Below are 23,759 nucleotides of genomic sequence, written 5' to 3'. Positions count from 1 at the left end.
CCCAGTGTGTCAGGCACGTACGAGGTCGGATGTGCTGACGCCTTCGCGGGCAAGCGCGCTCCTACAGTCGATCCAGGCAACCTTTGAAATGTGCGGCGTACACAAATCTGTAGGAGCCGGCTTGCTGGCGAACCCGGTGCGCCAGGCACGTACGAGGTCGGATGTGCTGACGCCTTAGCGGGCAAGGGCGCCCTTGCAGCCTATCAGCGCCAGCCATGGTGCCTTCGATCGCCTGAAACGGCGCCCGCCACTGCTTAACTCAAGCTGGACTTTCTGAGCCGTCCTTGTTCACCACTGATGCCCTGCCCGGCAGCGCCGGTTGCTCAGGAACATTATCGTCTCCAGGCGCCTGACGATTGTATGGACTCATCACTAGCTGTGGATAAGTTTGGGCGAACCGGACACTTTCTGATTTATCCACAAGCCGCTTGAGTCGGTCATTGAACGCGCGACTCACCGCGTACTGCCCACCCGAGGAAGTTCTGAACTGCGCGGTGATCACGATACCGTTCATGTCCATGCGGTCCAGCCCGAAAATTTCCAGCGGGCCTTGCAGCTTGCTCGACAGCAGCAAATCATCGCTGATTGCCTGGCCCGCTTCGCGAATCAGTGAAGTCGCCGAGTCGACGTCTGTGTCGTAGGTGAACTGGAACGAGAAGAAAGCGTACGCGAACTGTCTGGACTGGTTCGTCACGGCCTTGATCTGCCCGAATGGCACCGAGTGCACGAAGCCCTTGCCGTCACGCAGGCGTAGAGTGCGGATCGTCAGGCTCTCCACCGTGCCGGCATGGCCTGAATCCAGCACCACCCAGTCGCCGATCGAGATGGTGTCTTCAATGATAATGAACAGCCCGGTGATGACGTCCTGTACCAACTGTTGTGATCCGAAACCAATCGCCAGACCGACGACGCCGGCGCCTGCGAGCAACGGCGCAACATTGATGCCCAGATTGGCCATGGTCGTGATGGTGCAGATCACCACCAGAATGATCTTCATGGCGTTACGCAGCAGTGGCAGGATGGTCTTGACCCGAGTGCTCGGCTGATGCCCCGAACGTCCGTTTGTCGGTGGCTTCAGCGCTTCCTGAATCGCTGTGTCCATGACCACCCAAAGCAGCCAGGTCACTAACAGGATCAGGCCGATGCTGCTCAACGAGTCGCTGATGACTTTCCCCAAGGCATTGCGCTGAGCAAATTCGAACAGAGAAATCCCCCAAATTCGCCCCAGCAGCTCGATGAAGCCGATAGCCAGTGCGATGCGCAGGACCGCATGCAACAAACTTAACAGGCGCTCCTTGTACACGCGCCCGGTATGCTGCTGGGTAGGCTTGAACATGTGCTGAAACAACGTGCTGAGAAACACCGCGCCGATCAGCAACACGGTAGTCAGCAATGCGCAACGCAGGGCCTCCTGACTGCCTTCGCCAGCGCCGATCAGGCTCACTGCCGAGACCAGCACCATCAACAGAATCGGCAAGTGCCACAGGTTAGAGAAGATTTTCAGCGTTTGCTGCACCGCTGGCCGGGCCAGACGTGCGCTCAATGAGCGGTTGCGAATCAGATGCGCGACGGGGCGGCGCATGCGGACGACGACGATGCCAAATATCACCGAGGCCATTAGCCCAGTGACGGCTGCAATGCTGGTGGTCACGTTGCCACCAAAAAGCCTGGCGATCTGCGGGCTGGTCAGCGCGTCGCTCAGCGCAGCGAGAAATCCAATGACGAACAGCGGGTGCGGTGCGTAATGACGGATGATCGCCACGGCCCGGCGCTTGTGGTCCCAGTTGAACAGCATGATCAGCGACAGCAGCACCGAGGTGGAGAAGATACCGCTGCTCGTCGAATAGGCCAGACACAGCGCCAGCGCGCGCCCGACCGATGTTGGCATGAAGTGGCTCACGTACAGTGTCAGCGGCAGGCAAATAAGTGCAGGCACTGTGTACGGTAATACATAGCCAAAAACCCCAAGTACCCGGGTGCGCCTGGCCAGAAACCGATGACGTGCCAGCCGCGCCGCGATGAATGCGCCGATGCGGTTGAGCACAATGAAGGCCCCCGCCCACACCAGAGAAAGCATCGCGAAGTCGCCGGCGATCTGCCACGTGGGCCGCGATTGGGGTTTGCTGACCAGTGCGTCGATCTCGTCGGCCGCCCGGTCTGCGCGCAGGCGCCACGAGTCCAGCAAGTGACCATCAACGTCCAGTTTGTCTTGCACGCTGTCGATGCTGGTACTAATGGCGCCCAGCAGACCGCCTTTGACCAGAATCTCCGCTTTGGCGGGGTCCTCCGGGGCAGCGTCGGCGGGGGCGGCAGCCGGAGCAGACGCTGCGGCCGGGGCATCAGCAGCAAACACAGGAACGCTGCCAACGGTCAGCAGCAGGACAATAAACAGCATGGATTTGAAGTTCGGCAAAACTCAAGTCACTCCTCGGTCAGCTAACCGCAGAAAAAACGGCTTAATGGAACTGATCGGATTCGCCGGGGCAAGTTCGCTCCGATCACCCGATCGTCATGTTCATCGTTGGCGGTCTGCTGACGGCGAAATGTAACGAACCTTTACCAAAGCGCTTCGTCGTAGATTCTACGAAGGCGACTGTCTCCAGTGCGCCCGCTATGCCGAGGACCTCTCCATGACGCTCATCCATCCCAAAGCACGTTATCGCCCCTATACCTCCGCAGCTGGCGGCTGGGGTTCGGCGAAGTCAGTGACGGAGATCCTCAGGCGCGAGCAGGCAATGGTTCGTGCAGGCGTGGCGTTGATCAAGCAGAACAAACCTGACGGCTTTGCCTGCGTCAGTTGTGCATGGGCCAAGCCCGGCAAGCCGCACAGCCTCGAATTTTGCGAAAACGGGGCAAAAGCCACTGCCTGGGAGCTGACGTCGCTGAAAACCGATCCCGCGTTTTTTGCTCGTCATACCGTGACCGAATTGCGCCAGTGGCCTGATTACGACCTTGAACAACAAGGTCGCCTCACGCATCCGATGCGCTACGACGCCGCGACTGACCGGTATCAGGAAACATCCTGGGCCGAGGCCTATCGGGATATCGGTGCGCAGTTGAAAGGCATGACGCCGGACAGCGTTGTGTTCTATGCCTCCGGCCGGGCGTCGCTGGAGACGTCGTTCATGTATCAGCTCTTCGCACGCGCATACGGCACCAACAACCTGCCCGACAGCTCGAACATGTGCCACGAAAGCACGTCGGTGGGTTTGCAGGAGAGCATTGGCGTGCCGGTAGGCACCGTCACGCTGGACGACTTCGAACACACTGACTGCATCCTGTTTTTCGGGCAGAACGTGGGCAGCAACAGCCCCCGAATGCTGCACCAACTGCAAGAAGCCCGGCAGCGCGATGTGCCCATTATCACGTTCAACCCCATACGCGAGCGGGGTCTGGAGCGCTTCGTTAATCCACAGTCCCCGGTGGAAATGCTCGGGCCGAAGTCGACGATTATCAGTACGCAGTACCATCAGTTGGCGATCGGCGGCGACACCGCAGCTGTTCTTGGCATCGCCAAGGCGTTGTTTGAAATGGACGAAATAGCTCTTGCGAATGGGCGACCTGGAATCATCGATCAGGCCTTCATTGCCCAGCACACCGAAGGTTTTGGTGAGTTCTGCAACCGCGCGATTGAAACGCCCTGGGAGGCGATTGAACGTCAGGCGGGATTGAGCCGCAGTGCGCTGGAGGCGGTGGCTACCGTTTACGCAAGACACGAGCGCGTCATGATCATCTACGGCATGGGCATCACCCAGCACCGTCGCGGCGTCATCAATGTTCAAATGCTGGTCAATCTGCTCCTGCTGCGCGGCAACATCGGTAAGCGCGGCGCTGGTATTTGTCCTGTGCGCGGCCATTCGAATGTGCAAGGGCAGCGCACCGTTGGCATCACCGAAGACCCGAAAAAGGTGCCAGCGGACAAGATTCAGGAGTTGTATGGCTTTGCAGTTCCTGAGAACAAAGGCGTGAATACCGTTGAAGCGTGCGAGGGCATTCTGGACGGCAGCGTGCGCGGCTTTATCGGGCTCGGCGGGAATTTCTTGCGTGCCGTTCCTGATACCTCCCGGATGGAACCCGCCTGGAACACGCTTGACCTGAACGTGCAAATCGCCACGAAACTGAACCGCACTCACCTGGTGCCAGGTAAAAACGCCTGGATATTGCCATGTCTGGGACGCATCGAGCTGGATCGGCAAAATGGCGTGGAGCAGGTTAACACCACCGAAGACAGCACCGGCTGCGTCCGGGCCTGGCGGGGACAGAGCGAACCTGCCAGCGAACATGCGCGCGCCGAAATCACGATCCTTGCAGGCATCGCGGAAGCGACGTTACCCGGTACTTCGCGCATTGATTGGGACGCCTGGCGCAGCAACTACGCCCTCATCCGTCAGGGCATTGCGCAGGTTTTCCCGGAAATATTCCATGACATGGAGACCCGCATGTGGGAGCCAGGCGGCTTCCACCGGCCTATTCCCGCAGCGAAGCGTGAATGGAAGACGGAGAGCGGGCGTGCGATGTTTGTTACGCCTGAACGGCTTGAGGAAAACGACGATGTCTACCCCAACCATGATCGGCGCGATGTCTTGCAGCTGATGACGTTACGCAGCAATGACCAGTTCAATACCACCATCTACGGATACGAAGATCGCTTCCGCGGCGTCAGTGGGACGCGGGCGGTTATCTTCATGAATCGCAATGACGTGGTCCGGATGGGCTTCGAACCGGGCGGCTGGGTCACCGTCACTACAGCGATCGAGCCGCAGGTTCACCGCTCGGTAGGACCATTGCAGATCATCGCGTACGACATCCCCGAAGCCTGCTGCGCGGCGTATTACCCGGAATGCAACGCACTCGTGCCGCTCTGGCACCACGCCGACCGCAGCAAAGTGCCCGCAGCAAAATCCATCCCGGTAACGCTTGTTAAAGCCACCCCCGACGCGGCCGTATTGAAGCGCGCCCTGCCAGAAGCTGATCAGGTGCATTGAGGTATTTCCGGCCAATGCCTTGACGAGGGAGAACGGACGTTCTACCTTTCGAGGCATGAATACATCAACGAGCATCACCCGCGAGAAAATACTCGCGACCGCCGAACAGCTCATTTACCAAAACGGGATCCAGGCCACGGGCATGGATCTCCTGGTGAAGACGTCGGGCGTCGCGCGGAAGAGCATTTATCGGTATTTCGCCACCAAAGACGAAGTAGCCGCTGCTGCGCTAAACGCGCGTGACGTGCGCTGGATGAACTGGTTTCGCGCCGAGTCCGATCAGGCGCCCGACGCCCGGGCGCGCATCCTGAATATGTTCACGGTCCTCAAGCGCTGGTTCGAATCCGAAGGCTTTCGCGGTTGTGCGTTCATCAACACCGCAGGCGAAGTGGGCGATCCTCAAGACCCGATCCGCCTGATCGCCAAATTGCACAAGCAGAAGCTGCTCGCCTACACGCTCGAACTATGTGAACAGCTGGACATTGCCGACCCCGATCCCTTAGCCAATCAGCTACTGATCCTCATGGAGGGCGCGATTACGGTTGCTCGCGTAATGGGCGACTACAGCAGTGCTGACAACGCCCAAGCCGTCGCGCGACTGATTCTCGAAAAACACTTGGCCGCTGAGGCCTAGTCCAAGACATCTCACCAACGCCGATACAACCCTGCCTGGAGGTCCACCATGTCGTCCAATGCTCAGACTCGCCCGCCACTTCCCCCTTTCACCCACGAATCCGCCATCGAGAAGGTTAGATTGGCTGAGGACGGCTGGAACAGCCGCGATGCGCAGAAGGTCTCTCTTGCGTACACGCTCGACACGCGCTGGCGCAACCGTGCGGAATTCGTCGAGAACCGTGACGAGGCGAAGGACTTTCTTACCCGCAAGTGGAAGAAGGAACTCGATTACCGCCTGATCAAAGAGCTCTGGGCATTTACCGACAACCGGATCGCCGTGCGTTACGCCTACGAATGGCACGACGACTCCGGGAACTGGTTTCGCTCGTACGGCAATGAAAATTGGGAATTCAACGAAGACGGCCTGATGGCACGTCGCTTCGCTTGCATCAACGACATGCCCATCAAGGAAGCGGAGCGCAACTTTCGCTGGCCCCTCGGGCGCCGCCCCGATGACCATCCAGGCTTGTCAGAGTTGGGCTTGTAGCCAACCCGCAGCCCCAAAACAAAGCCCCCGACAGCGAAACTGTGCGGGGGCTTTTGTTTACGTTATTCACGTGCCTGGATGACGCGCTTCTTAGAAGGGAATGTCGTCGTCAAAGCTGTCGAAATCAGGAGCCGGCTGCGGCGCTTGTTGTGGCGCGGGGCGCGACTCACGCTGTGGCTGAGGGGCGGACTGCTGCGGGCGCGCCTGTTGCTGTGGACGCGGCGCGGAGTTCTGGGAGTTCTGATAACCGCCACCACCCTGGCCCTGAGGAGCGCCATCGCCTTGAGGACGGCCGCCCAGCAATTGCATGGTGCCTTGCATGTCGACAACGATTTCAGTCGTGTAACGCTTGATGCCGTCTTTTTCCCACTCGCGGGTCTGCAGCTTGCCTTCAATATAGACCTGCGAACCTTTGCGCAGGTACTCGCCAGCGATTTCGGCGACCTTGCCGAACATCGAGACACGGTGCCATTCGGTCTTTTCGACCTTCTGACCGGTTTGCTTGTCGGTCCACTGTTCGCTTGTTGCCAGACTCAGGTTAGTCACGGCATTACCGTTAGGCATGTAGCGGACTTCGGGATCCTGGCCGCATGTGCCGACCAATATGACTTTGTTAACCCCACGGGCCATAACGTTCTCCTAGGCTTTACACGTTTCCGACGCTGGATTGACCACTTCGTCGAAAGACGCCCGATCCAACAGTTCTTTGTCAAATTTGATGTAAATAGCTGCCTCATTGGCAACCACTACGGCATCTGTTACTCCCCGTACGGCCATCACGCGGTCGGCAAGGCCTGTGTCGCGTTGAGCCTCGGGCGACAACGGCAAGCGAAGGCTGGTTACGTAGGGAGGTTCGCGCATGGTAACAGCAAACGCCAGCCAGATGGCGGCAAGACCGGCGCCGCCGAGGAACACCACATCCAGTCCACCGTGCTGAAAAAGCCACCCACCCAGGATGCCCCCAGCTGCGGAGCCGAGGAATTGGCTGGTGGAGTAGATCCCCATCGCAGTCCCCTTTCCCCCCGCCGGCGACACCTTGCTGATCAGCGAAGGCAGTGACGCTTCAAGCAAATTGAACGCGGTGAAGAACACCACGGTGCCGATGACCAGCGCTCGCAGCGTGTCCCCGAACTCCCAGAAGAAGAGCTCGGTCAGCAGCAGCACCAGCACCGCGCCTAGCAAGACGCGCTTCATCTGCCGCTTTTTTTCGCCATAGATGATGAACGGGATCATGGCGAAGAACGAAATCAACAGAGCAGTCAGGTAGACCCACCAGTGCTCCTCTTTGGGCAGGCCCGCTTTCTCGACCAACGCCAGCGGCAACGCCACGAAACTGGACATCAACATGGCGTGCAACGCAAAGATACCGAGGTCCAGACGCAGCAGATCGGGATGACGGAGCGTAGCGCCCAATGCCTGTCGTGCCAGCCCTGACTCACGATGCTGCAGCGTCACGGTTGATTTGGGGACAATGAAGGCGACTATGGCAATGCCGACCAGCGCCATCGCACCCGTGGCCAGAAACAGCCCCGACAACCCGAACGCACCGGTCAGAATCGGCCCTACGACCATGGCTACGGCAAACGACACCCCGATGGTCATGCCAATCATCGCCATCGCTTTGGTACGGTGCTGCTCGCGAGTCAAATCAGAAAGCAACGCCATTACCGCTGCAGAAATAGCGCCGGCACCCTGCAGGATCCGCCCGGCGATCACGCCCCAGATCGATGTGGACTGAGCGGCCAGCACACTGCCGAGCGCGAAGACGATTAACCCCAGGTAGATGACGGGGCGACGGCCAATGCGATCAGAGATGATGCCGAATGGAATCTGGAGCACAGCCTGGGTCAGACCATAGGCGCCAATGGCCAGCCCGATCAGCGCGGGACTCGCGCCGGCAAGGTCCATCCCGTAAGTTGCAAGGACGGGCAGCACCATGAACATGCCTAGCATACGGAAGGCAAACACCAGCGCCAGACCGCCCGCCGCGCGGGTTTCGCTGCCGCTCATGCGCTCGCTGTGAGAATCGTGCATGAAGGAACCTCGTATGAACCGGCGGCGATTCTACCAGTCCCATCGTGTAGAGCACATACGACGGTTTGCCGCGCATCGCAGGAATTTTCTGATTTCCGAGTGAGGCGGCGCTAATCTCGATAGTGTGTATCCATCCAGTATTTCCCCGTATACTTCCACGTTTTACACGCCCGCCGTGCGAGGCCAGCTTTGGACAAGATCTTGATTCGTGGGGCTCGAACCCACAACCTGAAAAACATCGACCTGACCCTTCCACGCGACAAGCTGATCGTCATCACCGGGTTGTCCGGCTCAGGAAAGTCGTCCCTGGCGTTCGATACGCTTTATGCCGAGGGCCAGCGGCGTTATGTCGAATCGCTGTCCGCCTATGCGCGTCAGTTCCTCTCCATGATGGAAAAGCCGGACGTCGACACTATCGAAGGCCTGTCGCCTGCGATTTCGATCGAACAGAAGTCCACATCGCATAACCCGCGATCGACCGTCGGCACCATCACTGAGATCTACGACTACCTGCGCCTGCTGTATGCGCGCGTCGGTCAACCGCGCTGCCCTGATCACGATATCCCGCTGGAAGCGCAGACAGTCAGCCAGATGGTAGACCTGGTTCTCGCCGAGCCGGAAGGCGCCAAGCTGATGCTGCTTGCTCCCGTGGTACGCGAGCGCAAAGGCGAACATCTGGCGGTATTCGAAGAGTTGCGTGCGCAGGGTTTCGTGCGTGCGCGGGTTAACGGCCGGCTGTGTGAGCTTGACGAATTGCCCAAGCTCGACAAGCAGAAGAAGCACTCGATCGATGTCGTCGTTGACCGCTTCAAGGTCCGCTCTGACCTGCAACAACGTCTGGCCGAGTCTTTCGAAACCGCGCTCAAGCTTGCCGATGGCATTGCGCTGGTCGCTCCAATGGATGACGAGCCCGGCGAGGAGATGATCTTCTCGGCCCGCTTCGCCTGCCCAATCTGTGGCCACGCCATCAGCGAGCTGGAGCCAAAGCTTTTCTCATTCAACAACCCTGCTGGCGCGTGCCCGACGTGCGACGGTTTGGGCGTTAAGCAATTTTTCGATACCAAGCGACTCGTCAACGGTGAGCTGACTTTGGCGGAAGGCGCGATACGCGGGTGGGACAGAAGAAACGTCTATTATTTCCAGATGCTCGGTTCGCTGGCCAAGCATTACCGTTTTAGTCTTGAAGTGCCGTTCAAAGAATTACCAACTGACCTGCAGAAAGTGCTTCTGGGTGGCAGCGGCAAGGAGAACGTTGACTTCCGATACCTGAACGACCGCGGCGACATCGTCAAGCGCGCGCACCCGTTTGAAGGCATCGTTCCCAATCTTGAGCGCCGCTATCGCGAAACCGAGTCGACCACCGTACGCGAGGAGCTGGCAAAGTTTCTCAGTACACAGCCTTGCCCTGAGTGTCGAGGGACTCGCTTGCGTCGTGAGGCACGTCACGTGTGGGTGGGGGAAAAGACTCTTCCAGCAGTGACTAATATGCCAATTGGTGACGCGACCCATTACTTCGGCGACCTGAAGCTGACCGGCCGACGGGGAGAAATCGCTGACAAGATCCTCAAGGAAATCCGCGAACGCCTGCAGTTCCTCGTGAACGTCGGGCTCGATTACCTGACACTGGATCGTAGCGCTGACACCCTTTCGGGCGGTGAGGCACAGCGCATTCGTCTTGCCAGCCAGATCGGCGCCGGACTTGTCGGCGTCATGTATATCCTCGATGAGCCCTCCATCGGGCTGCACCAGCGCGACAACGATCGTCTGCTGGACACCCTGCGACACCTACGGGACATCGGCAACACGGTCATTGTGGTGGAGCACGACGAGGACGCGATTCGGCTGGCTGACTACGTCGTCGACATCGGCCCGGGCGCGGGCGTTCATGGCGGTCACATCGTCGCAGAGGGCACGCCGCAGGAAGTGATGGATCACCCGGACTCTTTAACCGGCAAATACCTCTCCGGACGCGTGAAAATCCAGGTGCCTGCCAAGCGCACGCCGCGCAACAAGAAACTGTCGCTCAAACTCAAAGGCGCACGCGGCAATAATCTGCGCAATGTGGACCTTGAGATCCCGATCGGCTTGCTGACGTGCGTAACGGGCGTTTCCGGGTCAGGCAAGTCGACGCTGATCAACAACACGCTGTTCCCTCTAAGCGCCACGGCGCTTAACGGTGCTACGACCCTTGAAGCTTCGGCGCATGACAGCATTGACGGCCTGCAGCATCTGGACAAAGTCGTGGACATTGACCAGAGCCCCATTGGACGTACGCCACGGTCCAACCCCGCCACCTACACCGGCCTCTTTACGCCGATCAGGGAGCTGTTTGCCGGCGTGCCTGAATCGCGGTCACGGGGGTACGGCCCTGGCCGGTTCTCCTTTAACGTAAAAGGCGGACGCTGCGAAGCATGCCAGGGTGACGGCCTGATCAAGGTCGAGATGCATTTCCTGCCTGATATTTATGTGCCTTGCGACGTGTGCAAGAGCAAGCGATATAACCGCGAGACGCTTGAAGTCAAATACAAGGGCAAAAGCATCCATGAAGTCCTGGAGATGACGATTGAGGAGGCCCGGGCGTTTTTTGACGCCGTGCCTGCCCTCGCCCGTAAGCTGCAGACGCTTATGGACGTGGGTCTGTCGTATATCAAGCTGGGCCAGTCTGCAACGACCCTTTCGGGAGGCGAGGCTCAACGGGTCAAGCTGTCCCGTGAGCTCTCCAAACGTGATACGGGCAAAACGCTCTACATTCTGGACGAGCCGACGACAGGGCTGCACTTCGCGGATATCCAGCAGCTACTGGACGTCTTGCACCGGTTGCGAGACCACGGCAATACCGTCGTCGTCATCGAGCACAACCTGGACGTGATCAAGACGGCCGACTGGCTGGTGGACCTGGGGCCGGAAGGAGGGTCAAAGGGCGGTCAGATCATCGCAACAGGTACGCCAGAGCAAGTGGCTGAGATGAAGCAGTCATACACGGGTCACTATCTGAAGCCACTGCTGGAGCGGGATCGCGCATAACCAGCCCCCAGGAATAGAAAAGCCCCTGACGCTCTCAAGCGGCAGGGGCTTTTTATGATGTGCGAGTCGCTCAGAACTGGGACTGCAAGTAATTCTCAAGCCCAATTGATTTGATCAGTCCCAACTGCTTCTCAAGCCAGTAGGTGTGATCCTCTTCCGTGTCGGCCAGCTGTATCCGCAGAATGTCTCGGCTGACATAGTCTTTATGCTGCTCGCAGAGCGCAATGCCCTTACACAGCGCAGCTCGTACTTTATATTCAAGACGAAGGTCGCTTGCGAGCATCTCTGGCACCGTCGTGCCCACGTCGAGATCATCGGGCCGCATACGCGGCGTCCCTTCAAGCATGAGAATCCGGCGCATCAATGCATCAGCGTGTTGCGCCTCTTCTTCCATCTCGTGATTAATGCGTTCGTACAACTTACCGAAGCCCCAGTCTTCGTACATCCGTGAATGGACGAAATACTGGTCGCGCGCAGCCAGTTCACCAGTGAGTAGCGTGTTGAGGTAATCGATTACATCCGGGTGGCCTTGCATCGCCGTACATCTCCTCGGGAAAGGCAGTAGTTTGAACCAACATGTCCCTGAGGTCACGCTGCGAATAAGTAAATAAATGCGCAAATGCAGCGATTCTCTGACACTAGGTGCCGAAAACGCAGGTAAATGAGGCAGGTTCCGTTTATCACTTAGAATCACAGCGTGCTTGTGGCATCGCCAGGCTACAAGAATAATTTTGGGGGACAACAAAAAACCGGGCACTAGGCCCGGTTTTTTGTACTGACTGACGTCTTACTCAGCGGTTTCTACCGAACCACCGACAGGACGATCGACCAGCTCGACGTACGCCATAGGCGCGTTGTCGCCAGCGCGGAAACCGCACTTGAGGATGCGCAGGTAGCCACCCTCACGAGTCGCATAACGCTTGCCCAGATCGTTGAACAGCTTGCCGACCATTTCTTTCGAACGAGTACGGTCAAATGCCAGACGACGGTTAGCTACGCTGTCAACCTTGGCCAAAGTGATCAGCGGCTCAGCAACGCGACGCAGTTCTTTGGCTTTTGGCAGGGTAGTTTTGATCAGCTCGTGCTCGAACAGCGACACCGCCATGTTTTGGAACATGGCCTTACGGTGGGAGCTGGTACGGCTCAGGTGACGTCCACTTTTACGATGACGCATGGTTCATTCCTTACCAAACACTACGTTCGGTGATTACGACGATCAGGCAGTCGCCTTGTCGTCCTTCTTAAGACTTGCAGGCGGCCAGTTGTCGAGGCGCATGCCGAGGGAGAGACCACGAGAAGCCAGAACGTCCTTGATCTCGGTCAAGGATTTCTTGCCCAGGTTCGGAGTCTTCAACAGTTCTACTTCGGTGCGCTGAATCAGGTCGCCGATGTAGTAAATGTTCTCCGCCTTAAGGCAGTTGGCCGAACGTACGGTCAGTTCCAAATCGTCAACCGGACGAAGCAGGATCGGATCGATCTCGTCTTCCTGTTCGACTACAACCGGTTCGCTATCACCTTTGAGGTCGACGAACGCAGCCAACTGCTGTTGCAGAATGGTTGCTGCACGACGGATAGCCTCTTCAGGATCCAGAGTACCGTTGGTTTCCAGATCAATAACCAGCTTGTCCAGGTTGGTACGCTGCTCGACACGGGCGTTTTCCACCACGTATGCGATACGACGAACCGGGCTGAACGAAGAGTCGAGCTGCAAGCGACCAATGCTGCGGCTTTCGTCTTCATCGCTCTGACGCGAGTCTGCTGGTTCATAACCGCGACCACGAGCTACCACGAGCTTCATGTTCAGGGCGCCGTTAGACGCCAGGTTAGCGATTACGTGATCGGGGTTAACGATCTCGACATCATGATCCAGCTGAATATCGGCAGCGGTAACCACCCCCGAACCCTTCTTCGACAAGGTCAGCGTAACTTCGTCTCGACCGTGCAGCTTGATAGCCAGACCTTTAAGGTTCAACAGGATTTCAATGACATCTTCCTGTACACCTTCGATGGCGCTGTACTCATGGAGTACACCGTCAATCTCGGCCTCGACTACTGCACAGCCGGGCATGGAGGACAACAGGATGCGGCGCAGCGCGTTGCCCAGGGTATGGCCGAAACCACGCTCGAGAGGCTCGAGTGTGATCTTGGCGCGGGTCGGACTGACAACCTGCACATCAATGTGGCGGGGTGTCAGGAACTCATTTACCGAAATCTGCATGGATGCACCTATTTTCTAGCCCTTACTTGGAGTAGAGCTCGACAATCAGGCTTTCGTTGATGTCGGCGGACAGATCACTGCGAGCTGGGACGCTTTTGAAGACGCCAGATTTTTTCTCAGTGTCTACTTCTACCCATTCTACGCGGCCACGTTGGGCACACAGATCGAGAGCCTGGACAATACGCAGTTGGTTCTTCGCCTTTTCACGAATTGCCACCACGTCACCAGCGCGAACCTGGTAGGACGGAACGTTAACGGTTTTGCCGTTGACGCTTACCGACTTGTGCGAGACCAGCTGACGCGATTCGGCACGAGTCGAACCGAAGCCCATGCGGTATACAACGTTGTCCAGACGGCATTCGAGCAGTTGCAGCAGGTTTTCACCTGTAGCGCCTTTCTTGCCGGCAGCTTCTTTGTAGTAACCGCTGAACTGACGCTCGAGAACGCCATAAATACGACGGACCTTCTGCTTTTCACGCAGTTGGGTGCCGTAGTCGGACTGGCGACCGCGGCGTTGGCCGTGGATACCAGGTGCTGCTTCGATGTTGCACTTCGATTCGATCGCGCGCACGCCGCTCTTCAGGAAGAGATCGGTGCCTTCGCGACGAGCGAGTTTGCATTTTGGACCAATGTAACGAGCCATTCTTTACAATCTCCTGGATTACACGCGGCGCTTCTTCGGCGGACGGCACCCGTTGTGCGGGATTGGCGTCACGTCGGTGATGCTGGCGATCTTGTAGCCGCAGCCGTTCAAAGCACGGACAGCAGATTCACGACCTGGGCCTGGACCTTTGACGTTAACGTCGAGGTTTTTCAGGCCGTATTCCAGCGCAGCTTGACCAGCACGTTCAGCAGCTACCTGAGCAGCGAACGGGGTGGACTTGCGGGAACCGCGGAAACCCGAACCACCGGAGGTTGCCCAGGAAAGAGCGTTACCTTGACGGTCGGTGATGGTCACGATTGTGTTGTTAAAAGATGCATGGATGTGGGCGATGCCATCAACCACTGTCTTTTTAACTTTTTTACGAGGACGAGCAGCAGGTTTTGCCATGATTTAATTCCTGTCGATTCGCTGGGGCGATTACTTGCGGATCGGCTTACGCGGACCTTTACGGGTACGCGCGTTAGTCTTGGTACGCTGACCGCGTACTGGAAGACCACGACGATGACGCAGACCGCGATAGCAACCGAGGTCCATCAAGCGCTTGATTTTCATGTTGATTTCGCGACGCAGATCACCTTCAGTGGTGAACTTCGCGACTTCGCCACGCAGCTGTTCAATCTGCTCGTCGCTCAGATCTTTGATCTTGACCGCCGGGTTTACCCCGGTGGTAGCACAGATTTTGTGTGCAGTTGTGCGACCGACACCATAGATGTAGGTCAGCGAGATAACAGTATGCTTGTTATCTGGAATGTTAACGCCTGCAATACGGGCCATTCAGTGGGACTCCAATTGACAGCTACCTACGCCCCGGAAGCCAAGAAATAGGGCGCGAGATAATATCGCTGTAATAACAAATAATCAACCCAGCAGCGCACTAGCTGCTGGGCTTTTAGCACAGATCACATTTAGCCTTGGCGCTGCTTGTGACGTGGTTCCGCGCTGCAAATTACTCGAACAACACCTTCGCGGCGAATAATCTTGCAGTTACGGCACAGCTTTTTCACCGATGCACGAACTTTCATCACGAACTCCTCTAACCTTATGGGTGCTTCAGCGCAGCATGCCGCTGCCGTAGCCCTTCAGGTTGGCTTTCTTCATCAGGGATTCATACTGGTGCGAAACGAGGTGAGATTGCACTTGGGACATGAAGTCCATCACAACCACGACCACGATCAGCAACGAGGTCCCGCCAAGGTAAAACGGCACGTTTGCGGCTACCACGAGAAACTGGGGCAGCAAGCACACGGCCATCATATATAGAGCACCGAACATGGTCAGACGAGTCAGGACGCCATCAATATAGCGCGCAGACTGCTCACCAGGACGAATACCCGGAATAAAGGCACCGGACTTCTTCAGGTTTTCCGCTACGTCTTTCGGATTGAACATCAACGCCGTATAGAAGAAGCAGAAGAAAATAATCCCTGCACTAAACAGCAGAATATTCAACGGCTGACCAGGAGCGATCGACTGCGAGATGTCCTGCAACCAGCCCATGCCCTCGGACTGACCAAACCAGGCACCCAACGAAGCCGGAAACAGCAGAATGCTGCTTGCAAAGATGGCCGGAATGACGCCGGCCATATTCACTTTTAACGGCAAGTGGCTTGTCTGCGCTGCAAAGACCTTACGGCCCTGCTGACGCTTGGCGTAATGCACAGCAATACGTCGCTGGCCACGCTCGATGAACACCACGAAACCGATAATCGCTACTGCCAGCAAACCGATGGCGACCAAGGCAAAAATATTGATATCGCCTTGGCGCGCAGACTCGAAAGACTGCCCGATCGCTCTCGGAAGACCGGCCACGATACCCGAAAAAATCAACATCGAGATACCGTTGCCAACACCGCGCTCGGTGATCTGCTCGCCCAACCACATCATGAACAAGGCACCAGCAACAAATGTGGTGACTGCAACGAAGTGGAAGCCGATATCTGCCGAAAACGCAACGCCCTGCCCGGCTAGACCAATGGACATGCCAATAGCCTGAACCAGAGCAAGGACGACGGTGCCGTAGCGGGTGTACTGGCTAATCTTGCGACGACCAGCTTCACCTTCCTTCTTCAACTGTTCCAGCTGTGGGCTGACTGCGGTCATGAGCTGCATGATGATCGATGCCGAAATGTACGGCATGATCCCCAACGCAAAAATACTCATCCGCTCCAGCGCACCGCCGGAAAACATGTTGAACAAGCTAAGAATGGTCCCCTCATTCTGTCGAAACAGGTCGGCTAAGCGGTCAGGGTTGATACCCGGAACTGGGATATGCGCACCGATCCGATAGACGATAATCGCCAGGAACAGGAAACGCAGACGAGCCCAGAGTTCGGACAACCCGCCGCTTTTGCCGAGCGATGAGAGAGCACCTTGCTTAGCCATTTATTCCTCGAACTTGCCGCCAGCTGCTTCGATAGCCGCACGCGCACCTTTGGTGGCTGCGATACCTTTGAGGGTGACTGCGCGAGTAACTTCACCGGACAGCATGATTTTCACACGCTGTACGTTTTGGTTGATCACGTTGGCATCCTTCAGGGACTGCACAGTGACGACGCCTTCAACCTTTGCCAGCTCGGAAGTGCGAACTTCAGCACGGTCCATAGCCTTCAAGGAGACGAAGCCGAACTTAGGCAGACGACGATGCAGCGGCTGTTGACCGCCTTCAAAGCCCGGAGCAATAGTGCCACCGGAGCGGGAGGTTTGACCCTTGTGGCCACGGCCACCGGTCTTACCCAAACCACTACCGATACCACGGCCCGGACGATGCTTTTCGCGACGGGAACCCGGCGCTGGACTCAGATCATTGAGTTTCATCGATTAACCCTCGACTCGCAGCATGTAGTAAGCCTTGTTGATCATCCCACGGTTTTCCGGGGTATCAACGACTTCTACAGTGTGACCGATGCGACGCAGACCCAAACCCTTAACGCACAATTTGTGGTTAGGGATGCGGCCGGTCATGCTTTTGATCAGCGTTACTTTAACGGTAGCCATGATCAGAAGATCTCCTGGACGTTCAGGCCGCGCTTGGCAGCAATGGACTCAGGGGACTGCATGGTCTTCAAACCCTTGAACGTTGCGTGAACAACGTTGACTGGGTTGGTCGAACCGTAGCACTTGGCAAGAACGTTATGAACGCCAGCAACTTCGAGGACAGCACGCATTGCGCCGCCAGCGATGATGCCAGTACCTTCAGACGCAGGCTGCATGTAGACCTTCGAAGCCCCATGAGCGGACTTGATGGCGTACTGCAGAGTTGTGCCGTTCAGATCAACCTGGATCATATTGCGGCGAGCAGCTTCCATTGCCTTCTGGATCGCAGCAGGCACTTCACGTGACTTGCCACGGCCGAAGCCAACGCGCCCTTTACCATCACCCACCACGGTCAACGCGGTGAAAGTGAAGATACGGCCGCCTTTAACGGTTTTTGCTACGCGATTAACTTGAACCAGCTTCTCGATGTAGCCTTCGTCGCGTTTTTGGTCGTTATTTGACATAACTTAGAACTCCAGCCCGCCTTCACGAGCAGCATCAGCCAGCGCCTTAACGCGACCGTGGTACTTGAAGCCAGAACGATCAAAAGCCACTTGCGATACACCAGCGGCTTTCGCACGCTCAGCGATCAGCTGGCCAACTTTAGTGGCCGCGTCGATGTTGCCAGTGGCCCCATCACGCAGTTCTTTGTCCAAAGTCGAGGCGTTTGCCAAGACTTTGCTGCCGTCGGCCGAGATGACCTGGGCATAAATGTGCTGCGAAGAGCGGTACACGCAGAGACGCACGACTTCGAGTTCGTGCATTTTCAGGCGTGCTTTGCGAGCGCGACGCAGTCGGGTAACTTTTTTGACGGTCATTTGCTATGCCCTACTTCTTCTTGGCTTCTTTACGACGGACGACTTCGTCCGCGTAACGCACGCCTTTGCCTTTGTACGGCTCTGGACGGCGGAAGTCGCGGATCTCAGCGGCCACTTGACCAACCAACTGCTTGTCGATACCGCGAATAACGATATCGGTTTGGTTGGGAGTCTCAGCGGTGATGCCTTCCGGCAATTCGTAGTCCACTGGGTGCGAGAAGCCAAGGGCCAGGTTCAGCACCGTGCCTTTTGCTTGCGCTTTGTAACCAACACCGACCAGCTGAAGCTTGCGCTCGAAGCCTTGGCTTACGCCTTGGACCATGTTGTTTACCAACGCACGAGTGGTACCGGCCATTGCGCGAGTTTGCTGATCGCCGTTGCGAGCAGCAAAACGCAGCTCACCGGACTCTTCAACAATTTCAATGGACGAATGAATGTTCAGGTCTAGAGTGCCCTTGGCACCCTTCACCGAAAGCTGCTGACCGACGAGTTTGACTTCGACGCCTGCTGGCAACTTAACGGGGTTCTTAGCTACGCGTGACATGCTTATCCCCCCTTAGAACACTGTGCAAAGCACTTCGCCGCCGACACCGGCAGCGCGCGCAGCACGATCCGTCATCACACCTTTGTTGGTGGAGACGATAGACACACCGAGGCCGCCACGAACTTTTGGCAACTCATCGACGGACTTGTACTGACGCAGGCCTGGACGGCTAACGCGCTTCACTTCTTCGATGACCGGACGGCCTTCGAAGTACTTCAGCTCGATGGACAGCAACGGCTTGGTTTCGCTGCTGATCTGATAACCCGCAATGTAACCTTCGTCCTTCAGGACTTTGGCTACAGCAACCTTCAACGTGGAAGATGGCATGCTTACGACGGGCTTTTCAGCCATCTGGGCATTACGGATACGAGTTAGCATGTCCGCTAACGGGTCCTGCATACTCATGGGCTAGACGCTCCTGATACAAAAAAATGAGCCTTGCGGCTACAACCTATCGCCTTAAAATTCCGGGCACGTGCAAGCACGGGCTCTGGCGAGCCGGCAATTCTAGGCGCACCCCAGAAATGAATCAAGCCCCAAAAGGGGCTTGATTCAAATTCAGGCTTTACGAACATCGGTTCGGGATGAACACGAAGTGCGCATTACGAGAATAACTGCTTACCAGCTGGCTTTAACCAGACCTGGTACGTCGCCACGCATTGCTGCTTGACGCAGCATGTTACGGCCGAGGCCGAATTTGCGGTATACGCCGTGCGGACGACCTGTCAGGCGGCAACGGTTACGCATGCGCGAGGCGCTTGCGTCACGTGGCTGCTTCTGCAGTGCGACCGTTGCTTCCCAGCGTGCTTCTGGACTTGCGTTCAGATCCACGATGATCGCTTTCAGCGCAGCACGCTTGGTAGCGTACTTGGCAACGGTGAGCTGACGCTTCAGCTCACGGTTTTTCATGCTCTTCTTGGCCATGGTCCTACTCCAATCAGTTGCGGAACGGGAACTTGAAAGCACGCAGCAATGCGCGACCTTCTTCGTCCGTACGAGCAGTGGTGGTCAGGGTAATGTCCAGACCGCGCAGGGCATCGATCTTGTCGTAGTCGATTTCCGGGAAAATGATCTGCTCTTTAACGCCCATGCTGTAGTTACCACGACCATCAAAGGACTTGGCATTCAGGCCGCGGAAGTCGCGAACCCGAGGCAGGGAGATCGACAGCAGACGATCCAGGAATTCGTACATACGCTCACGGCGCAGAGTCACTTTGACGCCGATCGGCCAACCTTCACGGACTTTAAAGCCAGCGATAGATTTGCGAGCGTAGGTCACAACGACTTTTTGGCCGGTGATTTTTTCCAGGTCTGCAACAGCGTGCTCGATGACTTTTTTGTCGCCGATCGCTTCGCCCAGACCCATGTTCAGGGTGATCTTGGTAACGCGTGGAACTTCCATCACGTTCGAGAGCTTAAGTTCTTCCTTAAGCTTCGGTGCGATTTCTTTCCAGTAAATCTCTTTTAGTCGTGCCATGGTCTTCTACCTAGCAGTGTTCAAGCATCAACCGCTTTTTGGGTCGACTTGAAGACACGAATTTTCTTGCCGTCTTCAACTTTGAAACCAACGCGGTCAGCCTTGTTGGTTGCGCCGTTGAAAATGGCGACGTTAGAAGCGTGCAATGGCGCTTCTTTCTCGACGATACCGCCCTGTACGCCCGACATCGGGTTTGGCTTGGTATGACGCTTCACCAGGTTGATCCCACCAACGACCAGACGGTCATCAGCGAGAACCTTGAGCACCTTACCGCGCTTACCTTTGTCTTTGCCGGCGATCACGATGATCTCGTCGTCACGACGAATCTTTTGCATGTCGGATCTCCTTACAGCACTTCTGGGGCGAGCGAGACGATCTTCATGAACTTCTCAGTACGAAGTTCACGGGTCACTGGCCCAAAGATACGGGTGCCGATCGGCTCTTGCTTGTTGTTCAACAGAACAGCAGCGTTGCCATCAAAGCGGATGATGGAGCCGTCTGCGCGACGAACACCGTGGCGGGTGCGGACTACTACTGCAGTCATCACCTGGCCTTTCTTCACTTTACCGCGCGGAATTGCTTCCTTGACGGTAACTTTGATGATGTCACCGATACCAGCGTAACGACGATGAGAGCCACCAAGCACCTTGATGCACATAACGCGGCGTGCGCCGCTGTTATCGGCCACATCGAGCATGGATTGAGTCTGAATCATATAATTTCTCCGACCCCTAGCCCTTAGACTTCCACAGCGCGTTCGAGAACATCAACCAGTGCCCAAGATTTGGTCTTGGCCATCGGACGAGTTTCACGAATAGTGACCTTGTCGCCGATGTGGCACTGATTGGTTTCGTCGTGCGCGTGCAGCTTAGTCGAACGCTTAACGTATTTACCGTAGATTGGGTGCTTGACGCGACGCTCGATCAGTACGGTGATGGTCTTGTCCATCTTGTCGCTGACGACACGGCCAGTCAGCGTACGGACGGTTTTTTCGGCTTCAGCCATGATTACTTACCTGCCTGCTGGTTGAGCACAGTCTTCACGCGAGCGATGTCACGCTTAACTTGCGAGAGCAGGTGAGACTGCCCCAACTGGCCAGTTGCTTTCTGCATACGCAGATTGAACTGGTCGCGCAGCAAGCCGAGCAGTTGCTCGTTCAGTTGCTGTGCTGATTTTTCACGAAGTTCATTCGCTTTCATCACATCACCGTCCGCTTAACAAAGGAGGTGGCGAGCGGCAGCTTTGCAGCAGCCAGGGCGAAAGCCTCACGCGCCAACTCTTCGGAAACACCCTCGATCTCATACAGGACTTTGCCTGGCTGAATCTGGGCAACCCAGTACTCCACGTTACCCTTACCTTTACCCATACGAACTTCGAGGGGCTTTTTGGTGACAGGCTTGTCCGGGAATACACGGATCCAGATCTTGCCGCCACGTTTAACGTGACGGGTCAGTGCACGACGCGCTGACTCGATCTGACGAGCGGTGAGACGACCACGAGCAACAGACTTCAGCGCGAACTCGCCGAAGCTGACTTTGCTACCGCGCAGTGCCAGACCACGGTTGTGGCCGGTCATCTGCTTGCGGAACTTCGTACGCTTAGGTTGCAACATTTGGCGTACCCCTTACTTAGCAGCTTTTTTACGAGGCGCTGGTGCTTGTGGTTTCAGCTCTTCTTGGCGACCACCAATTACTTCGCCTTTGAAGATCCAAACCTTTACACCGATCACACCGTATGTGGTGTGAGCTTCGTAGTTGGCATAGTCGATGTCGGCACGCAGGGTGTGCAATGGCACACGACCTTCGCGATACCATTCAGTACGTGCGATTTCAGCACCGCCGAGACGACCGCTCACTTGGATTTTGATGCCTTTGGCACCAATGCGCATGGCGTTCTGAACTGCACGCTTCATAGCGCGACGGAACATAACGCGACGCTCCAGCTGCTGAGCTACGCTCTGCGCAACCAGCATACCGTCGAGCTCCGGCTTGCGGATTTCTTCGATATTGATGTGCACAGGCACACCCATTTGCTTGGTCAGGTCCTGACGCAGCTTCTCAACGTCCTCACCTTTCTTCCCGATAACGATACCCGGACGAGCAGTGTGGATGGTGATGCGTGCAGTCTGAGCCGGACGATGGATATCGATACGGCTTACGGACGCGCTTTTTAGTTTGTCTTGGAGATACTCACGCACCTTCAGATCAGCGAACAAGTAGTCCGCATAAGTCCGACCGTCTGCGTACCAGACGGAGGTGTGCTCCTTGACGATTCCCAGGCGAATGCCAATGGGATGTACTTTCTGACCCATCTCTTCGACTCCGTTACTTGTCAGCAACCTTGACAGTGATATGGCAAGACCGCTTGACGATGCGATCAGCACGGCCTTTGGCACGTGGCATGATGCGCTTCAGCGAACGCCCTTCGTTGACGAAAACGGTGGAGACCTTCAGGTCATCAACGTCTGCGCCTTCGTTATGCTCGGCGTTGGCTACGGCCGACTCCAGCACTTTCTTCATGATCTCGGCGGCTTTCTTACTGCTGAAAGCCAACAGGTTGAGCGCTTCGCCCACCTTCTTCCCGCGGATCTGGTCGGCGACCAAGCGGGCTTTCTGGGCGGAGATTCGAGCGCCCGACAACTTAGCGGCTACTTCCATCGTTCCTTACCCCTTAACGCTTGGCTTTCTTGTCTGCCACGTGCCCACGATAAGTGCGGGTACCGGCAAACTCGCCTAGTTTGTGGCCGACCATGTCTTCGTTCACGAGAACAGGAACATGCTGACGACCGTTATGCACTGCAATGGTCAAACCGACCATTTGTGGCAGGATCATTGAGCGACGCGACCAGGTTTTAACTGGTTTGCGATCGTTCTTTTCCGCCGCCACTTCGATCTTCTTCAGTAGGTGAAGATCAATAAAAGGACCTTTTTTCAGAGAACGTGGCACTGTCGTATCCCTCTATTTACTTGCGACGACGGACGATCATTTTGTCGGTACGCTTATTACCACGAGTCTTCGCGCCCTTAGTCGGGAAGCCCCACGGCGATACCGGATGACGACCACCAGAGGTACGACCTTCACCACCACCATGTGGGTGGTCAACCGGGTTCATGGCAACACCACGAACGGTTGGGCGAACGCCACGCCAGCGCTTGGCACCAGCTTTACCCAGCGAACGCAGGCTGTGCTCGGAGTTCGAGACCTCACCCAGAGTCGCACGGCATTCAGCCAGAACTTTACGCATCTCACCGGAGCGAAGACGCAAGGTTACGTAGACACCCTCACGAGCGATCAGCTGAGCAGAAGCACCAGCGGAGCGAGCGATCTGAGCGCCTTTACCCGGCTTCAACTCGATGCCGTGAACGGTAGAACCCACTGGAATGTTACGCAGCTGCAGAGCATTGCCTGGCTTGATTGGAGCCAGAGCACCTGCGATGAGCTGGTCGCCAGCACTCACGCCTTTAGGCGCGATGATGTAACGACGCTCGCCATCTGCGTAAAGCAGCAGTGCGATGTGTGCAGTACGGTTTGGATCGTATTCGATACGCTCGACGGTGGCAGCGATGCCATCCTTATCGTTGCGACGGAAGTCGACCAGACGGTAATGCTGCTTATGACCACCACCGATGTGACGGGTAGTAATACGGCCATTGTTGTTACGACCACCAGTCTTCGATTTTTTCTCGAGCAGCGGTGCGTGAGGAGCGCCTTTATGCAGCTCCTGGTTGACCACCTTGACCACAAAACGGCGGCCAGGGGAAGTCGGTTTGCATTTAACGATTGCCATGATGCACCCCTTC

At 56.6% G+C, this 23,759-nt stretch carries 32 protein-coding genes; 4 read left to right on the top strand and 28 right to left on the bottom strand.

All coding sequences use genetic code 11. From position 1 onward, the window contains the following. Positions 1-259 precede the first annotated feature (259 nt). Entirely contained in the window at positions 260-2,395 is a 2,136-nt protein-coding gene (locus LT42_RS21085; RefSeq protein ID WP_081955435.1) for a mechanosensitive ion channel family protein, read from the bottom strand. A 235-nt stretch (positions 2,396-2,630) separates the two neighbouring features. On the opposite strand from LT42_RS21085, the gene LT42_RS21080 reads away from it, so the two are divergent. Genes LT42_RS21080 through LT42_RS21070 form a run of 3 tightly spaced genes read left to right on the top strand, consistent with a single transcriptional unit; the run spans position 2,631 to position 6,147 of the window. Further along, complete coding sequence (locus LT42_RS21080; protein WP_037017764.1) at positions 2,631-4,985, top strand: FdhF/YdeP family oxidoreductase; 2,355 nt, start codon at positions 2,631-2,633, stop codon at positions 4,983-4,985. A gap of 55 nt (positions 4,986-5,040) precedes the next feature. After that, positions 5,041-5,619, top strand: a complete 579-nt coding sequence (locus LT42_RS21075) for a TetR/AcrR family transcriptional regulator (protein ID WP_037017762.1) — start codon at positions 5,041-5,043, stop codon at positions 5,617-5,619. 48 nt (positions 5,620-5,667) lie between these two features. Continuing rightward, complete coding sequence (locus LT42_RS21070) at positions 5,668-6,147, top strand: nuclear transport factor 2 family protein (RefSeq protein ID WP_037017759.1); 480 nt, start codon at positions 5,668-5,670, stop codon at positions 6,145-6,147. A 90-nt stretch (positions 6,148-6,237) separates the two neighbouring features. Here the strand turns inward: LT42_RS21070 and LT42_RS21065 are convergent, their stop codons facing one another. Together LT42_RS21065 and LT42_RS21060 are read right to left on the bottom strand one after the other, a co-directional pair. Further along, positions 6,238-6,777 carry a single-stranded DNA-binding protein gene (locus LT42_RS21065; protein WP_037017756.1) on the bottom strand — a complete coding sequence of 180 codons (540 nt, stop codon included), beginning with the start codon at positions 6,775-6,777 and terminating at the stop codon, positions 6,238-6,240. A 9-nt stretch (positions 6,778-6,786) separates the two neighbouring features. After that, complete coding sequence (locus tag LT42_RS21060; RefSeq protein WP_037017754.1) at positions 6,787-8,181, bottom strand: MFS transporter; 1,395 nt, start codon at positions 8,179-8,181, stop codon at positions 6,787-6,789. Positions 8,182-8,370: 189 nt separating this feature from the next. Between LT42_RS21060 and uvrA the strand changes: the two genes are divergently transcribed. Continuing rightward, positions 8,371-11,205 carry an excinuclease ABC subunit UvrA gene (gene uvrA / locus LT42_RS21055; RefSeq protein WP_037017751.1) on the top strand — a complete coding sequence of 945 codons (2,835 nt, stop codon included), beginning with the start codon at positions 8,371-8,373 and terminating at the stop codon, positions 11,203-11,205. Between the two features lie 70 nt (positions 11,206-11,275). Here the strand turns inward: uvrA and bfr are convergent, their stop codons facing one another. The 25 genes from bfr to rplB all read right to left on the bottom strand — a co-directional run bounded on the left by bfr (position 11,276) and on the right by rplB (position 23,746). After that, complete coding sequence (gene bfr, locus LT42_RS21050; protein ID WP_037017748.1) at positions 11,276-11,740, bottom strand: bacterioferritin; 465 nt, start codon at positions 11,738-11,740, stop codon at positions 11,276-11,278. 252 nt (positions 11,741-11,992) lie between these two features. Then, complete coding sequence (gene rplQ / locus LT42_RS21045; RefSeq protein WP_037017745.1) at positions 11,993-12,379, bottom strand: 50S ribosomal protein L17; 387 nt, start codon at positions 12,377-12,379, stop codon at positions 11,993-11,995. A 42-nt stretch (positions 12,380-12,421) separates the two neighbouring features. Next, positions 12,422-13,423 carry a DNA-directed RNA polymerase subunit alpha gene (locus LT42_RS21040; RefSeq protein WP_007970428.1) on the bottom strand — a complete coding sequence of 334 codons (1,002 nt, stop codon included), beginning with the start codon at positions 13,421-13,423 and terminating at the stop codon, positions 12,422-12,424. Positions 13,424-13,445: 22 nt separating this feature from the next. Further along, positions 13,446-14,066: a 30S ribosomal protein S4 gene (rpsD, locus tag LT42_RS21035; protein WP_037017742.1), complete on the bottom strand. Its 621-nt coding sequence runs from the start codon at positions 14,064-14,066 to the stop codon at positions 13,446-13,448. An 18-nt stretch (positions 14,067-14,084) separates the two neighbouring features. After that, on the bottom strand, positions 14,085-14,474 hold the full coding sequence (rpsK, locus tag LT42_RS21030) for a 30S ribosomal protein S11 (protein ID WP_002555466.1): 390 nt from the start codon (positions 14,472-14,474) through the stop codon (positions 14,085-14,087). A 30-nt stretch (positions 14,475-14,504) separates the two neighbouring features. Then, entirely contained in the window at positions 14,505-14,861 is a 357-nt protein-coding gene (gene rpsM, locus LT42_RS21025) for a 30S ribosomal protein S13 (RefSeq protein WP_037017739.1), read from the bottom strand. 131 nt (positions 14,862-14,992) lie between these two features. After that, the gene (gene rpmJ / locus LT42_RS25445) at positions 14,993-15,109 is read right to left on the bottom strand and encodes a 50S ribosomal protein L36 (protein WP_002555468.1); all 117 of its coding nucleotides are present in this window, start codon (positions 15,107-15,109) and stop codon (positions 14,993-14,995) included. Positions 15,110-15,137: 28 nt separating this feature from the next. Continuing rightward, complete coding sequence (secY, locus tag LT42_RS21020; protein WP_037017736.1) at positions 15,138-16,469, bottom strand: preprotein translocase subunit SecY; 1,332 nt, start codon at positions 16,467-16,469, stop codon at positions 15,138-15,140. Beyond that, positions 16,470-16,901 carry a 50S ribosomal protein L15 gene (gene rplO / locus LT42_RS21015; protein ID WP_037017733.1) on the bottom strand — a complete coding sequence of 144 codons (432 nt, stop codon included), beginning with the start codon at positions 16,899-16,901 and terminating at the stop codon, positions 16,470-16,472. A 3-nt stretch (positions 16,902-16,904) separates the two neighbouring features. Next, positions 16,905-17,081, bottom strand: coding sequence for a 50S ribosomal protein L30 (gene rpmD / locus LT42_RS21010; RefSeq protein ID WP_028621547.1), 177 nt, complete (start codon positions 17,079-17,081; stop codon positions 16,905-16,907). Between the two features lie 2 nt (positions 17,082-17,083). Further along, positions 17,084-17,584: a 30S ribosomal protein S5 gene (gene rpsE / locus LT42_RS21005; protein WP_037017729.1), complete on the bottom strand. Its 501-nt coding sequence runs from the start codon at positions 17,582-17,584 to the stop codon at positions 17,084-17,086. A 3-nt stretch (positions 17,585-17,587) separates the two neighbouring features. Then, positions 17,588-17,938, bottom strand: coding sequence for a 50S ribosomal protein L18 (rplR, locus tag LT42_RS21000; RefSeq protein ID WP_037017727.1), 351 nt, complete (start codon positions 17,936-17,938; stop codon positions 17,588-17,590). Positions 17,939-17,948: 10 nt separating this feature from the next. Beyond that, a complete protein-coding gene (gene rplF, locus LT42_RS20995) occupies positions 17,949-18,482 on the bottom strand; it encodes a 50S ribosomal protein L6 (RefSeq protein WP_037017725.1) in 534 nt (177 codons plus the stop codon). A 12-nt stretch (positions 18,483-18,494) separates the two neighbouring features. Further along, positions 18,495-18,887: a 30S ribosomal protein S8 gene (gene rpsH, locus LT42_RS20990; protein WP_037017722.1), complete on the bottom strand. Its 393-nt coding sequence runs from the start codon at positions 18,885-18,887 to the stop codon at positions 18,495-18,497. 213 nt (positions 18,888-19,100) lie between these two features. Then, positions 19,101-19,406: a 30S ribosomal protein S14 gene (gene rpsN / locus LT42_RS20985; protein ID WP_003186042.1), complete on the bottom strand. Its 306-nt coding sequence runs from the start codon at positions 19,404-19,406 to the stop codon at positions 19,101-19,103. A gap of 13 nt (positions 19,407-19,419) precedes the next feature. After that, positions 19,420-19,959, bottom strand: a complete 540-nt coding sequence (gene rplE, locus LT42_RS20980; RefSeq protein WP_037017720.1) for a 50S ribosomal protein L5 — start codon at positions 19,957-19,959, stop codon at positions 19,420-19,422. Positions 19,960-19,979: 20 nt separating this feature from the next. After that, the gene (rplX, locus tag LT42_RS20975; protein WP_002555478.1) at positions 19,980-20,294 is read right to left on the bottom strand and encodes a 50S ribosomal protein L24; all 315 of its coding nucleotides are present in this window, start codon (positions 20,292-20,294) and stop codon (positions 19,980-19,982) included. 11 nt (positions 20,295-20,305) lie between these two features. Then, positions 20,306-20,674: a 50S ribosomal protein L14 gene (gene rplN, locus LT42_RS20970; RefSeq protein ID WP_002555479.1), complete on the bottom strand. Its 369-nt coding sequence runs from the start codon at positions 20,672-20,674 to the stop codon at positions 20,306-20,308. A 23-nt stretch (positions 20,675-20,697) separates the two neighbouring features. After that, complete coding sequence (gene rpsQ / locus LT42_RS20965) at positions 20,698-20,964, bottom strand: 30S ribosomal protein S17 (protein ID WP_003194644.1); 267 nt, start codon at positions 20,962-20,964, stop codon at positions 20,698-20,700. A gap of 2 nt (positions 20,965-20,966) precedes the next feature. Then, the gene (rpmC, locus tag LT42_RS20960; protein WP_002555481.1) at positions 20,967-21,158 is read right to left on the bottom strand and encodes a 50S ribosomal protein L29; all 192 of its coding nucleotides are present in this window, start codon (positions 21,156-21,158) and stop codon (positions 20,967-20,969) included. Beyond that, complete coding sequence (gene rplP / locus LT42_RS20955; protein ID WP_003186052.1) at positions 21,158-21,571, bottom strand: 50S ribosomal protein L16; 414 nt, start codon at positions 21,569-21,571, stop codon at positions 21,158-21,160. The genes rpmC and rplP overlap by 1 nt, the downstream gene beginning before the upstream one ends. 12 nt (positions 21,572-21,583) lie before the next feature. Next, complete coding sequence (gene rpsC / locus LT42_RS20950; RefSeq protein ID WP_003176422.1) at positions 21,584-22,270, bottom strand: 30S ribosomal protein S3; 687 nt, start codon at positions 22,268-22,270, stop codon at positions 21,584-21,586. 13 nt (positions 22,271-22,283) lie between these two features. Further along, the gene (gene rplV, locus LT42_RS20945) at positions 22,284-22,616 is read right to left on the bottom strand and encodes a 50S ribosomal protein L22 (RefSeq protein WP_003103908.1); all 333 of its coding nucleotides are present in this window, start codon (positions 22,614-22,616) and stop codon (positions 22,284-22,286) included. A gap of 13 nt (positions 22,617-22,629) precedes the next feature. Beyond that, the gene (gene rpsS / locus LT42_RS20940) at positions 22,630-22,905 is read right to left on the bottom strand and encodes a 30S ribosomal protein S19 (RefSeq protein ID WP_002555486.1); all 276 of its coding nucleotides are present in this window, start codon (positions 22,903-22,905) and stop codon (positions 22,630-22,632) included. A gap of 16 nt (positions 22,906-22,921) precedes the next feature. Then, positions 22,922-23,746: a 50S ribosomal protein L2 gene (gene rplB, locus LT42_RS20935; RefSeq protein ID WP_003210080.1), complete on the bottom strand. Its 825-nt coding sequence runs from the start codon at positions 23,744-23,746 to the stop codon at positions 22,922-22,924. Positions 23,747-23,759: the final 13 nt, after the last annotated feature.

The organism is Pseudomonas lutea, from assembly GCF_000759445.1.
GTDB lineage: Bacteria > Pseudomonadota > Gammaproteobacteria > Pseudomonadales > Pseudomonadaceae > Aquipseudomonas > Aquipseudomonas lutea.
The sequence above is the reverse complement of the archived record's forward strand: the minus strand, read 5'-3'. Positions and strand labels throughout refer to the sequence as shown.

Coding starts and splice junctions, on each gene's coding strand:
- LT42_RS21075 (WP_037017762.1), top strand. CDS start 5,041: ATGAATACATCAACGAGCATCACCCGCGAGAAAATACTCGCGACCGCC.
- LT42_RS21070 (WP_037017759.1), top strand. CDS start 5,668: ATGTCGTCCAATGCTCAGACTCGCCCGCCACTTCCCCCTTTCACCCAC.
- rpsD (WP_037017742.1), bottom strand. CDS start 14,066: ATGGCTCGTTACATTGGTCCAAAATGCAAACTCGCTCGTCGCGAAGGC.
- rpsQ (WP_003194644.1), bottom strand. CDS start 20,964: ATGGCTGAAGCCGAAAAAACCGTCCGTACGCTGACTGGCCGTGTCGTC.
- rplN (WP_002555479.1), bottom strand. CDS start 20,674: ATGATTCAGACTCAATCCATGCTCGATGTGGCCGATAACAGCGGCGCA.
- rplQ (WP_037017745.1), bottom strand. CDS start 12,379: ATGCGTCATCGTAAAAGTGGACGTCACCTGAGCCGTACCAGCTCCCAC.
- rpmD (WP_028621547.1), bottom strand. CDS start 17,081: ATGGCTACCGTTAAAGTAACGCTGATCAAAAGCATGACCGGCCGCATC.
- rpsM (WP_037017739.1), bottom strand. CDS start 14,861: ATGGCCCGTATTGCAGGCGTTAACATTCCAGATAACAAGCATACTGTT.
- rplX (WP_002555478.1), bottom strand. CDS start 20,294: ATGCAAAAGATTCGTCGTGACGACGAGATCATCGTGATCGCCGGCAAA.
- rplR (WP_037017727.1), bottom strand. CDS start 17,938: ATGACCGTCAAAAAAGTTACCCGACTGCGTCGCGCTCGCAAAGCACGC.
- bfr (WP_037017748.1), bottom strand. CDS start 11,740: ATGCAAGGCCACCCGGATGTAATCGATTACCTCAACACGCTACTCACT.
- rpsN (WP_003186042.1), bottom strand. CDS start 19,406: ATGGCCAAGAAGAGCATGAAAAACCGTGAGCTGAAGCGTCAGCTCACC.
- rplV (WP_003103908.1), bottom strand. CDS start 22,616: ATGGAAGTAGCCGCTAAGTTGTCGGGCGCTCGAATCTCCGCCCAGAAA.
- rpsH (WP_037017722.1), bottom strand. CDS start 18,887: ATGAGTATGCAGGACCCGTTAGCGGACATGCTAACTCGTATCCGTAAT.
- rplE (WP_037017720.1), bottom strand. CDS start 19,959: ATGGCACGACTAAAAGAGATTTACTGGAAAGAAATCGCACCGAAGCTT.
- rplP (WP_003186052.1), bottom strand. CDS start 21,571: ATGTTGCAACCTAAGCGTACGAAGTTCCGCAAGCAGATGACCGGCCAC.
- LT42_RS21040 (WP_007970428.1), bottom strand. CDS start 13,423: ATGCAGATTTCGGTAAATGAGTTCCTGACACCCCGCCACATTGATGTG.
- rpsK (WP_002555466.1), bottom strand. CDS start 14,474: ATGGCAAAACCTGCTGCTCGTCCTCGTAAAAAAGTTAAAAAGACAGTG.
- rplB (WP_003210080.1), bottom strand. CDS start 23,746: ATGGCAATCGTTAAATGCAAACCGACTTCCCCTGGCCGCCGTTTTGTG.
- secY (WP_037017736.1), bottom strand. CDS start 16,469: ATGGCTAAGCAAGGTGCTCTCTCATCGCTCGGCAAAAGCGGCGGGTTG.
- LT42_RS21065 (WP_037017756.1), bottom strand. CDS start 6,777: ATGGCCCGTGGGGTTAACAAAGTCATATTGGTCGGCACATGCGGCCAG.
- LT42_RS21080 (WP_037017764.1), top strand. CDS start 2,631: ATGACGCTCATCCATCCCAAAGCACGTTATCGCCCCTATACCTCCGCA.
- rpsE (WP_037017729.1), bottom strand. CDS start 17,584: ATGTCAAATAACGACCAAAAACGCGACGAAGGCTACATCGAGAAGCTG.
- rpmJ (WP_002555468.1), bottom strand. CDS start 15,109: ATGAAAGTTCGTGCATCGGTGAAAAAGCTGTGCCGTAACTGCAAGATT.
- LT42_RS21085 (WP_081955435.1), bottom strand. CDS start 2,395: ATGCTGTTTATTGTCCTGCTGCTGACCGTTGGCAGCGTTCCTGTGTTT.
- rpsC (WP_003176422.1), bottom strand. CDS start 22,270: ATGGGTCAGAAAGTACATCCCATTGGCATTCGCCTGGGAATCGTCAAG.
- LT42_RS21060 (WP_037017754.1), bottom strand. CDS start 8,181: ATGCACGATTCTCACAGCGAGCGCATGAGCGGCAGCGAAACCCGCGCG.
- rplF (WP_037017725.1), bottom strand. CDS start 18,482: ATGTCACGCGTAGCTAAGAACCCCGTTAAGTTGCCAGCAGGCGTCGAA.
- rplO (WP_037017733.1), bottom strand. CDS start 16,901: ATGAAACTCAATGATCTGAGTCCAGCGCCGGGTTCCCGTCGCGAAAAG.
- rpmC (WP_002555481.1), bottom strand. CDS start 21,158: ATGAAAGCGAATGAACTTCGTGAAAAATCAGCACAGCAACTGAACGAG.